The organism is Wolbachia endosymbiont (group B) of Silvanus unidentatus (assembly GCF_964028615.1).
Lineage (GTDB): Bacteria > Pseudomonadota > Alphaproteobacteria > Rickettsiales > Anaplasmataceae > Wolbachia.
Window position 1 is genome coordinate 1 of sequence record NZ_OZ034795.1, and the last position, 14,028, is coordinate 14,028.

At 35.7% G+C, this 14,028-nt stretch carries 13 protein-coding genes and 1 pseudogene; 12 read left to right on the forward strand and 2 right to left on the reverse strand.

The window, feature by feature from the left end:
* Positions 1–70 precede the first annotated feature (70 nt).
* The 11 genes and pseudogenes from ABWU65_RS00005 to ABWU65_RS00055 all read left to right on the forward strand — a co-directional run bounded on the left by ABWU65_RS00005 (position 71) and on the right by ABWU65_RS00055 (position 10,648).
* Positions 71–520, forward strand: coding sequence for a crossover junction endodeoxyribonuclease RuvC (locus ABWU65_RS00005; protein WP_353279979.1), 450 nt, complete (start codon positions 71–73; stop codon positions 518–520).
* Between the two features lie 122 nt (positions 521–642).
* On the forward strand, positions 643–1,863 hold the full coding sequence (locus ABWU65_RS00010) for a DNA modification methylase (RefSeq protein WP_353279980.1): 1,221 nt from the start codon (positions 643–645) through the stop codon (positions 1,861–1,863).
* 15 nt (positions 1,864–1,878) lie between these two features.
* Positions 1,879–2,352 (forward strand): hypothetical protein, encoded by a 474-nt coding sequence (locus tag ABWU65_RS00015; protein WP_353279981.1) that lies wholly within the window; start codon positions 1,879–1,881, stop codon positions 2,350–2,352.
* Between the two features lie 2 nt (positions 2,353–2,354).
* Entirely contained in the window at positions 2,355–3,836 is a 1,482-nt protein-coding gene (locus ABWU65_RS00020) for an ankyrin repeat domain-containing protein (protein WP_353279982.1), read from the forward strand.
* Positions 3,833–5,671: a phage terminase large subunit family protein gene (locus ABWU65_RS00025; RefSeq protein WP_353279983.1), complete on the forward strand. Its 1,839-nt coding sequence runs from the start codon at positions 3,833–3,835 to the stop codon at positions 5,669–5,671. Before ABWU65_RS00020 ends, ABWU65_RS00025 begins: the two co-directional genes overlap by 4 nt.
* Entirely contained in the window at positions 5,661–5,885 is a 225-nt protein-coding gene (locus ABWU65_RS00030; protein WP_264687029.1) for a gpW family protein, read from the forward strand. The genes ABWU65_RS00025 and ABWU65_RS00030 overlap by 11 nt, the downstream gene beginning before the upstream one ends.
* Positions 5,886–7,298 (forward strand): phage portal protein, encoded by a 1,413-nt coding sequence (locus ABWU65_RS00035; RefSeq protein ID WP_353279984.1) that lies wholly within the window; start codon positions 5,886–5,888, stop codon positions 7,296–7,298.
* Positions 7,299–7,312: 14 nt separating this feature from the next.
* The gene (locus ABWU65_RS00040; RefSeq protein WP_264685443.1) at positions 7,313–8,374 is read left to right on the forward strand and encodes a S49 family peptidase; all 1,062 of its coding nucleotides are present in this window, start codon (positions 7,313–7,315) and stop codon (positions 8,372–8,374) included.
* A 46-nt stretch (positions 8,375–8,420) separates the two neighbouring features.
* Positions 8,421–8,789, forward strand: a complete 369-nt coding sequence (locus ABWU65_RS00045; RefSeq protein WP_172758369.1) for a head decoration protein — start codon at positions 8,421–8,423, stop codon at positions 8,787–8,789.
* Positions 8,790–8,813: 24 nt separating this feature from the next.
* Positions 8,814–9,476, forward strand: a pseudogene (locus tag ABWU65_RS00050) (major capsid protein); the annotation flags it as partial.
* Positions 9,477–9,703: 227 nt separating this feature from the next.
* On the forward strand, positions 9,704–10,648 hold the full coding sequence (locus ABWU65_RS00055; protein WP_353279985.1) for an IS110 family transposase: 945 nt from the start codon (positions 9,704–9,706) through the stop codon (positions 10,646–10,648).
* 261 nt (positions 10,649–10,909) lie between these two features.
* Here the strand turns inward: ABWU65_RS00055 and ABWU65_RS00060 are convergent, their stop codons facing one another.
* A complete protein-coding gene (locus ABWU65_RS00060; RefSeq protein WP_007303017.1) occupies positions 10,910–12,046 on the reverse strand; it encodes a hypothetical protein in 1,137 nt (378 codons plus the stop codon).
* Positions 11,988–13,199 (reverse strand): hypothetical protein, encoded by a 1,212-nt coding sequence (locus tag ABWU65_RS00065; protein WP_007301877.1) that lies wholly within the window; start codon positions 13,197–13,199, stop codon positions 11,988–11,990. The genes ABWU65_RS00060 and ABWU65_RS00065 overlap by 59 nt, the downstream gene beginning before the upstream one ends.
* A gap of 140 nt (positions 13,200–13,339) precedes the next feature.
* Here ABWU65_RS00065 and ABWU65_RS00070 point away from each other — a divergent pair, with 140 nt between their 5' ends.
* Complete coding sequence (locus ABWU65_RS00070) at positions 13,340–14,023, forward strand: hypothetical protein (protein WP_264336571.1); 684 nt, start codon at positions 13,340–13,342, stop codon at positions 14,021–14,023.
* Positions 14,024–14,028: the final 5 nt, after the last annotated feature.

The window sequence follows — 14,028 nt, forward strand, 5'->3', positions numbered from 1 at the left end:
ACTATTTTCAAGAGGTAACTTAAGTGTCCATGTTATTGCTTAGGCTACCTCCAAACAAATATCTTACAGAATGTCAATACTAACACTAGATTTAGGGAAACAAACCGGATGGGCTATTCTACATGATGGAATAGTTCAAAGTGGCAGTGAGAGTTTTCATACTAGTCGTTTTAGTGGAGGTGGCATGGTATTTCTAAATTTTCGTAAGTGGTTGAATGAAATGAAAGAAAAATTTCCAAGTATTGAAACAGTTTATTTTGAGGAAGTGAGAAGACACCTTGGAACTGATGCAGCGCATTGTTATGGTGGTTTTCTTGCAGTTCTCTCTGCTTGGTGTGAAGAGAATCATATTCCCTATCAGAGTGTTCCTGTTAAGACTATAAAACGCTTTATCACAGGCAAAGGCAATGCAAGTAAGAGTGAAGTTATTGAAGCGATACGTGAAAAAGGTTTTTCACCTAGAGATGATAATCAAGCAGATGCTTTAGCTTTGATGTTCTATGTTATGGAAAAATATTAACAAGACGAAAAATCCATAAAAAGTGGGTCCTTTCGGCCATAATGGCGGGTTTGGTGGGTTTGACCTCAGGCCTTCTTTAGCGTCAGAGATATTTTGAATATTAACTTTTTAATTATTAAGATATGAATTTAGCAATCCACTACTATCCTGTTGAAAACCTCGTCGAATATAAGCGTAATCCTCGTAAAAATGATGATGTAGTAAACAGAATGTGTGCTTCAATCAGGGAATTCGGCTTTCGTATTCCAATAGTTGCAAAAAGTGATGGTACTGTGGTTGATGGTCATTTAAGACTTAAAGCAGCAAGAAAACTTGGTATGGAAAGTATTCCAGTGGTCTTAAGTGATAATCTAAATGAACCACAAACCAAAGCTTTTCGATTACTGGCAAATCAATCAGCTAATTGGGCAAAGTGGGATGATGATCTTTTGAAGGTGGAAATTCAAGAATTAGAAGATTTACAATTTGATCTTAAAATGACTGGATTTGAATTAGAAAAAGTTCAAAACTTTCTTGATGATTTAGATGGTGAAGAAGAAGATCTTTCTGACTTAGTTGTTGATGACAAAAAAGTAGAAATAACAAAACCAGGTGATCTTTGGATTTTAGGTGATCATCGAATCTATTGTGGTGATAGCTCTGTAGTTGAATCATATAAAGCGCTGTTAGATGATAAAATGGCAGACATTACTGTTTGTGATCCTCCATATAACGTTGATTATGGTAGTAGTCAAGAGAGAGAAGATAAAAAAATATTAAATGATAATCAAGGTGAAAAGTACGAACTTTTTCTCTATGACATCTGTTCCAATATTTTAGCATACACCAAAGGTGCGATTTATATCTGTATATCATCATCAGAGTTTTCAACGTTGCAAAAAGCATTTGAGGAAGCGGGAGGAAAATGGTCAACATTTATTATTTGGGCAAAGAATCATTTTACGCTAGGCAGGTCTGATTATCAAAGACAATACGAAGCAATGCTCTATGGATGGAAGAGTGGCAATAAACGTGAGTGGCATGGCGGTAGAAATCAAAGTGATCTGTGGTTTTATGATAAGCCAACGCACAATACATTACATCCAACGATGAAGCCAGTAGAGCTAATGGAGAGAGCAATAGTAAACAGCAGCAGACCAGGAGACATAGTACTTGATCCATTTAGTGGCTCTGGCAGCACACTGATTGCATGTGAGAGAACAGGAAGAATTTGCAGAACAATAGAGCTAGATTCAAAATTTGTAGATGTAACCATAAAACGTTGGCAAATATATACCGGAAGAGATGCCATTTTAGCCAGTACTGGTAAAACTTTTGCAGAAATTCAAGAAGAAAATTCGTAAAAAGGAGCAAAAAGAGTGGAAAAAATCACACAAACAGAATGGGCAAGAGAGATAGGAGTATCAAAGCAATATGTCTGTTATTTAGTAAAAAAAGGAATAGTTGAGCTGGAGGATGGACTCATTGACCGAGAACAAGCAAACAGGGCTATAGAAACAATAAGAGATCCAAGTCAGCCACTTAGGAGGAAAAATCCAGAAAATACAAATAACCTTTCTACAATGTTGCTAAAAACGCGAATAAAAAATGAGATGGAGCGGGGTAGATTATTGGAGGCAAAAGCAAAAGCTGAGATTGGTGAACTTGTAGCAGTAGAGGAAGTAAAGCGCGATGCATTTAATGTAGCAAGAGTTGTCCGTAATAATTTGCTTAATATTCCAAATAGGGTTTCAGCACTGCTTGCATCACTGAGTGACACTGAAAAGATTCATAAGACGCTAACTGAAGAGATTACAAACTCACTTGAAGAATTATCTAACGCTAAATTTTAATAATGTCTGCTAAGTTAAGTTTAGAATTAATAAAGTGTCTCATTAATCAGCCAGGAGTAGATGTAAACGTTAGAGGATTAAATGGAAGGACACCGCTGCATTATGCAGTAGAAATTAACGAGCTTAGTATGGTTGCACTCTTACTGAACAGGAAAAATATTAATCCACTGATCGCTGATGATGATGGTAAAAGTGCGCTTTCTTGTGCAAGAGAAGAAATATTACAAGCACTAATCAATCATAAATATGGATCAGAGGGAGATAGCTTGCTTCACTTAGCTGCGATGTTGAATGAAGCAAATGCTGTAAGATTTTTACTTAACAAAGGAGTTAATGTTAATGAGCAGAATGCTTTACTACATACACCATTACACTTAGCGGCAGGAGCTGGACATGAAGAAATAGTAGAAATTTTAATTAGAGAAGGAAACGCGGATAAGGATGTTCTTGACGTGAGAAATCATGCAGCAATGCATTATGCAGTGAACAACAAGAAGCTAGAAGTAGTAAAATTACTTTCAAATCTTGGTGCGAATGTCAATATAGCTGGTAGCGGCAGAAATGCAATGAAATTATCTTCTTTGCACGTAGCTATAAGTAGTAGTAATTACGACGAAAGGGACTTATGTTTAGATATTGTAAGATGCTTAATAAATGTTCCTAATGCTGGGGTTAATTTACAAGATTATGAAAATAAAACACCTCTACATTACGCTGAAAGACTTAAAACAATAGAAGTTTTACTAACTCGAGAAGATATAGATCCTTTAATTAAGGATGATAATGGCAAGACACCATTTTGTTATGCAAAAGAAGCAAATAGATTAGATATAGTAAAGATTTTAGCAAGTAATAGATACGGAGCTGATAAAAACAGTTTGCTTCATTTAGCTGCCAGAAAAGGATATGAAGACCTAATAGACGGTATTCTTGGTGAAGGAGTTGAAATAGATGCTGTAGATGAGAGTGGAAAAACGGGAATTTATGTTGCTGCAAAGCATGGTCACTTTAACGTAGTAAAGTTGTTGCTAAAGAGAGGAGCAGATGCCACGGATGTTTTTCAGTATGCAATAATAACGAACAATGCAAAATTAATAGAACTACTGAGTAAAGAGAAAGAAATAGTGTTATTTGGAAGACAGAAGAACTTTCCAACATTTCATTTATTGAGCAATAAATATTTTGAAGAAAGGAAAATAGCAGACAAAAAAATAAAGAAATATACCAATATCATCTGTGTCACTATAACAATATGCGCAATAGCGATAGTAGGAATTTACCCTAACATTATAGCTGCGGTAATGGTGGGAATAGTTGCGCTCATAGCTGCAATAATAATGAGTAATTTAATTCAGAAGTATATAGAAGAAGCACTTGAAAAGAAAATGTTTATTGAACTCGAAAGTGAGAAAACAAGTGAGTGCAGTTCTATTTTAAGTGATGTTGAAGTATCATCTAATGATGGTGAAGAGCTAGCAATATGATATACGCTACATCTTTTTCTGAAGGTTTAAGGCCAGATCCGCACCTTAAAGTATCAGAGTGGGCGAATGAGTATCGAGTTTTAGCGCCAACTGCAGCATCAGAGCCAGGAAAATGGAGAACAGAAAGAACTCCTTATTTAAAAGAAATCATGGATTCACTTTCTCCATCTTCACCTGCAGAAAAAGTAGTATTCATGAAAGGAGCGCAGATTGGGGGAACAGAAGCTGGCAACAATTGGATTGGCTATATCATCGATCAAACACCAGGTCCAATGCTGGTAGTACAGCCAACAGTTGAAATGGGAAAACGTTGGTCGAAGGGAAGATTTGCACCGTTAATAGAGAGTACACCATGTTTAAAAAGTAAAGTAAAAGACCCAAGGTCAAGAGATTCAGGGAATACTGTACAAAGTAAGGAGTTTCCAGGTGGAATAGTAGTAATAACTGGAGCAAATAGCAGTGTAGGCCTCCGATCTATGCCAGTAAAATATCTCTTTCTTGATGAGATAGATGCGTATCCAGGAGATTCAGGAGGTGAAGGAGATCCAGTACTGCTCAGTATTGCTCGAACTAATACATTTGCACGGCGAAAGATTTTTTTAGTTTCAACACCAACGATTCATGGAATCAGCAGAATTGAGAAGGAATTTGAAGCAACAGATAAGAGATACTTTTTTGTTCCATGTCCGCATTGTAATTACTATCAAGTTCTGAAATGGTCACAAATTAAATGGGAAGATAAAAATCCAAATACAGCACACTATATATGTATAGAATGTGGTAAAAAGATAGAAAATCATCAAAAGACAGAGATGCTGGAACGTGGAGAATGGAGAGCTACTAATAGAGTAAAAGGTGAGAAAAAAGGATTTCATCTTTCAAGTCTTTATAGCCCAGTTGGCTGGTATAGTTGGCAACAAGCAGTAGAAGATTTTTTACATGCAAAAGAAAGTGAACAATTACTAAAAGTATGGATAAATACCACTTTAGGAGAAACCTGGGTAGATAAAGGAGAAGTGCCAGATTGGAAGCAATTATTTAACAGGAGAGAATTTTTTCCCGTAGGCACAGTACCTAGGAGAGAAGTGGTGCTTACAGCAGGAGTAGATGTACAAAAAGATCGCTTAGAAGTAGAAGTTGTAGCATGGGGAAAAGGCAGAGAAAATTGGTCAATAGATTACCGAGTATTTGAAGGTGATACTGGAAGAGGAGAAGTATGGGGAAAGCTTTCGGAGCTCCTCAATCATCATTTTATTGGTGAAAATGGGCTTGAATATATGATAAGCATGATGGCAGTGGATGCAGGGTATGCAACGCAGGAAGTTTACAACTGGGTAAGAGGTCATCAAGGATCTGGAAGAGTAATGGCAGTCAAAGGTGTAAATAAAGCCCTAGTGCCACTGAGCAGCCCAAGTAGAGTAGATATAACAGTTGGTGGTCAAAAGCTAAAAAGAGGAATAAAGCTCTGGCCAGTAGGAGTATCGATATTAAAGTCAGAGCTTTTTCAGCTACTTAATATTTTAAAAGAAGAAGAGGGAAAAGCTCTACCTGGATATTGTCATTTTCCTGAGTATGCACCCGAATATTTTAAGCAGTTAACGGCAGAGCAATTAGTCAGCAAAGTGGTGAAAGGATACACCAAACAAGAGTGGCAAAAGGTAAGAGAAAGAAATGAAGTACTAGATTGCCGAGTTTACGCAAGAGCAGCATCGATAGCACTGGGAATAGACAGATGGCCAGAGAGTAAATGGAATAGTTTAAGTGAAAAACCAGAAAGTAAAAAACCTAAAAAAGTAAGACAGAGTAAGTGGCTTGGTAATCAAAATGTACAGTGAAAAATATTTAACTCAAGTTGAGAAAGCAATTCAAAAACTGCAAAGCGGAGAAAGAGTTGTCTCAATTGCATATGGTGACCATGTTGTGCGGTACGGGGAAGTTCAAATAAAGGATTTATTGGATCTCAGGCAACGAATAAAAGCGGGGTTAAAAGTTGCAGGCATGAGGCCAAAGAGGAAAATTGTTTTTTCAACGAGTAAAGGAATTTTATAAATGCTGCTCAAAACCTTCAAGCAATTATTTAACAAACCAAAGATAAAAAGCTCAGCGTGGGATGCAGCAGGCTCAGGAAGAAGATTTTTTCACTTTCAACCAGAGTTAGGAAGCATAAATAATTTACTTTCTCAGAGCCTTGGGCACTTACGTAGCCGCTCTCGGGATATGGTAAGAAAAAATCCATATGCAGCAAATATAATTGATACAATAGTAAGTAACTCTATTGGAATAGGAATAAAACCGCAATCAAAAGCAAGAGATGGAGAATTTCGGAAAAAGGTGCAAGAATTATGGCTGAAATGGACAGATGAAGCAGACAGTAGCGGAGTAAGTGATTTTTATGGATTACAAGCTCTAGTATGCAGAAGTATGATAGAAGGTGGAGAGTGTTTTATACGCCTCCGACATCGAAAACTCGAAGATGGATTTTCTGTACCATTGCAACTTCAAGTATTAGAATCAGAACATTTAGATAACAAAAGCAATCAGACTCTTGCAAATGGCAATATTATTCGTAGTGGTATTGAATTTAACCGACTTGGTCAAAGAGAAGCATATTACCTATTTAAAGAACACCCTGGTGAAGGCTCGTTTGGTGAATCAGTGAGAGTGCCAGCAAATGATGTTTTACATATTTATAGACCATTAAGACCTGGGCAAATCAGAGGAGAGCCTTGGCTTTCTAATATACTGCTGAAGCTTTATGAGCTTGATCAATATGATGATGCAGAGCTGGTGAGAAAGAAAACTGCAGCAATGTTTGCTGGATTTATTACGAGACTCGATCCAGAAGCAAATATCATGGGAGAAGGTGAAGCAAGTGAGCAAGGAGTAGCACTATCTGGCCTGGAACCTGGAACAATGCAGCTTTTAGACCCAGGAGAGGACATAAAATTTTCAGAGCCATCAGATGTTGGAGGAAGTTATGAAGCATTCATGAGACAGCAGCTGAGGGCAATAGCAATAGGTACAGGGATAACATATGAGCAACTAACAGGAGATTTAACAGGCGTTAATTATTCATCAATCAGAGCTGGATTAATAGAGTTTCGTCGTCGATGCGCTATGCTGCAACATAACATTATGGTATTCCAGTTTTGCAGACCAGTATGGAGTAGATGGCTAGAGTTAGCAGTACTTTCTGGAGAACTCTGTATAGATGAAAAAGTAGTAAAAGCAGCGAAAGAAGAAGTAAAATGGATACCACAGGGATTTGATTGGGTGGATCCACTGAAAGACCAGCAAGCACAGCAAATGGCAGTAAGGAATGGATTTAAGAGTCGATCGGAAGTAGTATCAGAAATGGGTTACGATGTTGAAGAAATTGACCAAGAAATAGCAGAAGATCAAAAGCGTTCTGATTCTCTCAACCTTTTCTTTGATTCTGATGTCAGGACACAAACAAAATAAATCTCGTTTACTTTATGGAAATTTTACAAACCAACTGGCTATCTAGGCCGATGATGATAGAGCAAAAAAGCTTTGACCTGTTGTCACTATATAACGGAAAACAACCTATCTTTAAAAACGTAAAACACTATGTAAAGAACAATATAGAAAAGACAGCAATAATACCAATACATGGAATTTTAACCAAAAAACCAGGAGCTTTTGACGATTTTCTGGGAATGACATCATATGAGAAAATTCAAGAAGAAATAGAAGAAGCATCATCAAACAAAGATATAGAAACTATTCTGCTTGATATAGATAGTCCAGGCGGAGAAGTAAACGGTTTATTCGACTTGGCTGATTTTATTTACGAATCAAGAGCAAAAAAGAGAATTGTGGCAATAGCAAATGATGATGCGTACTCTGCTGCATATGCTATAGCTTCAAGTGCTGAAAAGGTATTTGTGAGCAGAACTTCTGGTGTTGGCAGTATAGGAGTAATAGCAAGTCATATAGATCAAAGTAGGTTTGATGAAAAGCAAGGAATAAAATACACAACTATTTTTGCAGGCAAGAGAAAGAATGATTTAAATCCACATGAACCTATAAGTTTAGAAAGCTTAAAAAGTTTAGAGGAGGAAGTAAATCGCTTATATGAAATTCTGACTGAACTTATAGCACGAAACAGAGGACTTTCTGTACAAGCAATAAAAAATACTGAAGCAGGTCTATATTTTGGTGAGAAAGCAGTAGAAATAGGTCTTGCAGATGGAGTTACAACATTTTTTGAATTTATTAACAAAGGAGAAAATACTATGAATAAACAAACTACAACTGACCTAGAAACTGATAATTTAACTAAGTATCGTACTGAAGTTGTTGAATTAATACGTTTATGTAACTTATCACGAATGCCAGAGAAAATAGGAGAATTTATTGAGCAGGGTGTAAGTATTGAGCAAGCAAGGGAAGTTTTAATGGAATTACTTGCAGAGAGAACGAAGAAGACAGAGATACTGAGTGCAATACCACAGAATTCAGGAGAAGATTTGATGATGCAAGTAGCAAGAAGTCGTGCGCAATCTGGCATTTAGAATATTCGTAGTATAACAAAAGTAGAAAATAAAGGAGAAAAGCAAAATGAGTACTATAACCGAACAAAATAATCTAGGTGACCTATTAAAATATGAGGCATCAAGTCTATATTCAAGAGATCAGATAACAGTAGCCAAGGGACAAAATCTTAAACTTGGTACAGTAGTGGCTCTCGATAAAGATAACATGATTAAGATAATAAATCCAACTGCCACAGATGGTACACAAACAGCGATAGGTGTGATAATAAGCGATGTAAACGCAAAGGAAAATACCAAAGCAGTAATTATTACTCGTGGTGCAATGCTAGCAGATCATGCAGTGGTGTGGCCAGCAAATATCACTGAAGAGCAGAAAGCTGCAGCAATAAAGCAACTTGAAGCACGAGGGATCATTGTCCGCAAGGGAGTGTAACTTAAATTAATAAGGAGAAAAAGAATGCAAAATCCATTTACAAATACAGCATTTAGTATGACGGCACTAACAAATGCGATGAATATATTGCCGATAAATTATGGACGGGTTGAAAATTTAAACTTGTTTCCAAGTAGGTCAGTAAGATTTAGACATATTACCATAGAAGAGCAAAACGGAGTATTAAGTTTACTACCAACGCAGTTACCCGGAGCACCAGCAACAGTAGGAAAACGCGGCAAAAGAAAGGTAAGAACATTTACAATTCCACATATTCCACATGATGATGTAGTTTTACCTGAAGAAGTTCAAGGAATCCGTGCTTTTGGCTCAGAAAACGAACTTGTAGCGTTTGCCGATGTAATTACAGATCACTTGCAAACAATGAGAAACAAACATGCAATCACGCTAGAACATCTTCGTATGGGAGCTTTAAAGGGAATAATTTTAGATGCAGATGGGTCTGAATTACTTAACCTATATACAGAATTTGGTATTACAGCAAAAACAGTAAACTTTGCTCTTGGCACAGCAACAACGGATGTAAAGCGTAAGTGTATGGAAGTACTAAGGCATATTGAAGATAATTTAAGTGGCGAGTATATGGAAAGAGTACATGCTCTGGTAAGTCCTGAATTTTTTGATGCATTAACCTCTCACCAAAAAGTAAAAGAAGCATACGAAAGATTGTAAGTTAAAAATGTGATATAAAAGAGATAAGAGGGAAAGATAACCCTACTCACTATAGGAATAGGGCTATCACGGGCGTGTGCGACCGAATGAAAGTTGGTATTACAACCGTAGCCATCAAGGTAAACTAGCCCCATCTCTCGATACGTTTGAATAGTTGCATGGGACATATGTATGCACCCGTTTACAATCTTAAATTAATTAAACTATCGAGGTTATTTATTATGATTACATCTTATCAAAATTTCATTGGCATTGATATCGGAAAATTTAAAAATGTTGCTGCAGCTTATAACCAAAGGAGAGCTATCAAGTTTGACAATGATGCTACTGGTTGGCAACAGTTGTTTCAAAAATTTTCAGATATCCTACCTAATTCTCTAGTAACTTTAGAAAACACTGGAAAATATGAGCTTGGCTTAGCACATTTTCTTGTTGATAAGAATGTTGCTGTACATCGAGCTAATACTCGTAAAGTAAAAAGTTTTATCATATCACATGGAACTTTAGCAAAGACAGATCAATCAGATGCAAGAGCCCTTGCTCAATATGGTTTTGAACGCTATAGTGCTCTATCTCTATTTGTGCGTATGTCAAAAGAACAAACCGCCTTAGTTGCACTCTGTCAACGTCGTGATGACATTACGCAAATGAGAACTCAAGAGAAATGTAGGCTTGCAGCACCTGAAAACGACTATATAAAGGAAAGTTGCCAAAAAACAATAGACTTTTTTACCAGTCAGATAAATGAGTTCAACGATGCCATACAAAGAATTATTGATAAAAATCCAGAGTTACAAAAGCGTCAAAAAATCTTGAGAACAGTGCCAGGAATAGGTCTCAAGTTATCACAAGTTTTTGTGTGTCTAATGCCAGAACTTGGCCACCTAAACAAAAAAGAAGTTGCAAGTCTTGCTGGAGTTGCTCCACATCCAAAAGAAAGCGGTAAAACTATTGGTTATCGAAGGATAACAGGTGGTAGAAGCAACGTTCGTGCAAAGCTTTTCACAGCTGCTATGGCTGCTGCAAGATCTAAATCTGCACTTGGTGCTTTTTATTCTGATCTTATTGGTAGAGGTAAAAAGAAGATGGTAGCTATAACAGCTCTAATGCGAAAAATCATAGTAATTGCCAATGCAAGACTTAAAGAAGCAATTAATATGAAATAAAAAAAATCTGTATAGAAAATAGGTTAACGAATATGTGCGTCTACACACATTTAAAGCACATATTCGTTAACCATAAAATCTAAGCAGTGCTTGCTGTTTGATATAAATTTCTTTCTGTATAAACTAGGGTTTTTGTTGCCAAAATACATTTTTCAATTGAATAAAAATACAAAATTATCAACAAATGAGACTAAATTCAAAAAATTTTAAAAAACATAGTTGATGGCTGAGCATTTAACGAGGAGAGATATTTAATAACACTCATTTTTTAAGAACAATAGTAAAAGGATTAAGCCTGTAGCCATATTCCTTAGTACCTATCCCTGACCATGGCAGAGTTTGAATAATATCGTCTTTTTTGACATTTAAACCTAAAGTTATAGCCAATTTCTCTGCTATAGTTTTTTGCATTCTATTTATTGGTTTGCGAATTTGTTGTTCAACATCGTGAATGTTTTCTAAGCGATTTGCAATTTCTCCAACGTTTAAAGTTTTGTATTGCTCTGGAGAAATTCCACTTTTAAAGTCATGAAAAAATTGATCTAAGAAAATAAAAAATATTCTTCCAGACTTTGACTGTGTTTCGATAACTCCTATACCATTAACACAAATGTCATTGCCTTTAATATGGAGCTGAAAAGTCTTTTCTGCTGGAGTAGACTTAGTCTGTTGCAATGGAATGTAAGAATAGCAATTGAATGCCTGAAAAGAAACATTAGGTAATAATTCTGGTACTCCTTTTTCTACTGTTTGATGCAATACTTCATTTAAACTTTGATCTTCGCAAATTAGATCTGCTATAGGAACAATGTGTAGATTCAGTGGTGGCTTAAGACTCTCCTTATTAAAAGTTATTAAAGCAGTAGGGGTGGTTTTTAACTTATCCACAGCAGAGTATGAGTTATCAGGACAGCATTCGGGAATAATTAAGCTGATAAGGCTTGTGTCAACAATAACATAATAAACTCCGGTTGCTACTTTATTACAAGTAATCTTTAAACTTGCTAATTGCTTTTCAAACCATTCTATAACTTTCAAATGATTAACTTTTACCTCTAAAGAAAAGTAACGCTGTTTTTTATAAGTATCAGGTAAAATATCACGTTCACAGAGGTCACACATTATTGGGTTATCATAATCTTCATCATAATCGCTGACAATTTCTAATCTATTGTTGCAGAAAGGATTTATTACATGAAAATCAAACTCATCTTCATCATTAGCACAGATTATAAAGTAATATTCTCTTAAATTTACAAACCCAAGACTTGACAGGTATTGTGCAACTTCTAAATAATCTCTGCTAGGTGTATCATAAGAGTCACTCCACCGTAGCAGATTAGTAACTATTTGCCTGTAGAAAGTTGGATTTTGCTTTTGACAGAATGGTAAGTCCATAAGTATTGGAAAACATTAACTTAAAATCTTCACGTTCTTTTTTATCAAGTACGTGTTCTGAATAATTGATCGCTATATAGTCTGTATTGGCATGAAAAGATAGAGTAACTTTTTTGTTTCTAAATATCACCTTTATATGTTGAACAAGACTAATATTGTAGATTATACTGCCAATTGAAGGCTCTAACACCTTTAACCACTTTTCTATGGAATTTGTGTTTAATGTAAAATAAGTGCTTGGTTCAGGTGACGTAAACTTTAATTCAATTAATTTGATGTCTTTTATTAATTCATGTACACAGTCAGTCAAGAATGTACGCACTTGGGCAACTTTATTCTGATTACGTAGATTAATAAATGAGCATTCACGTTGAAAATATCGACTGGCAATGCTGTTTGCTATTTCTAAGCCACGTTTGAGGTTTTTAGTACACAAATTTACCTGATTGCTATTTAAAGAGAAGTCAAGAATAATCCAGTCAGGTTTGTAACCGTGTATTACTTGGTTTGAGCTAAGTACCAGGTCTGAATCACTAGCACGACGTATAAATAAGTAAATGCGGTCTTGGTAGTAAAAAAAACCTTTGAACTTACTTTCAAAGTTGTCATTTGCTAGAGAATCATGTTGAGTTAATATCTCTCGCAGTACCTCTTTCGACAAAAAATCTTTAAATGAGCTCTGTCTTTGTCTTGGAGGATTATTTAAAATAAATGATGAAAAACTTCTTTTTTGAACTTTATTAAAAAGAAAGACGTGCTTCAGCAAGTTATGGTCAATAAGAAAGAGAGTAAATAGTATAGATTTTTTATCATATTTTACATCGCCACTCAATATAGGCTTTGCTATCTCAATTATGGCTGAATCAGACTTCAAACGGCTAAAGTAGCTGATTAAATAATAATTAGGTAAATAATCAAGGTTGCTGTCGATAAGGAATTTACGCTTTTGCTGAACTGACCTATAGTCATAATAAGGACTATTATCAAACAAATGCTGTTGATAATTGAAGTGTTGTTTAAGAATAACATTTAATTGCTTATTATTAAGAGAGTTAATCCAACTTTTGCACAAATCAGGATTTTGAAAACTCAATAGTAACTCAGTAGCAGGAACTTCAAGATCATCTTCCCAGAATTCTTGATTGGCAATCATTGTCCAAAAGAAAAAATATTATGACAACTGTAGTATATTAAACAGTTGCGTCAATACTACCATAAAAAAATAATAAAAAAAAATTGAACAAATTGAAGAGAAAAAGCGATTATATATAATAGGAGGGTTGAAAACAGATAATGTCAATTCTAACGCAATCAGGCAGAGCAGCAATAGCAGCCAGCATAAAAAAGCAATCTATCCATCTTGCTTGGGGAAGTGGTGATGGAAGCTCTGGAAGTAGCCATAAAGTAGAAAAAACTTTCGTTAAGGGTGAAATAAAACTTGATCATCAACCTGTTAAAGATGTGAAGGTTGTTACAGGACAAACAATGCATCAGCCAAGTGTTGACTATACAGTTGATAGCAGTACTGGTGTAATTAAACGTACGGAAAATAGCTCTATTCCAGTAAGTGATAAAGTTACCATAGAGTACATTCAAAGCACACCACCTGAACCTATAAATTCTATAAAGCTCTTGAATGAATTTGGCAGACGTACTGCAGATGAAGTGCTATTCTGCACAGGTGATGAAAACGGCGAACTTATAACTCCTTCTGGAAGGTTTAGGCCTTCTGATGTACCAACCAATAATCTTTTTCTCAAATTCACTTTCGATTTCACGGATGCAGCAAATCGAGTAATCAGAGAGCTAGGGGTTATGGTTGGTACTAAAGTAAAAAAAGAATTACCTGAAGGACAGAGATATTTTGAACCTCAAGATATAGAAGACCATGGGATTTTATTGGTTTTGGAACATACCGTACCACTTATCAGAACATCTGCAACTCGGGAAACTTTTTCATTTGTTGTAACTTTTTGAAACAA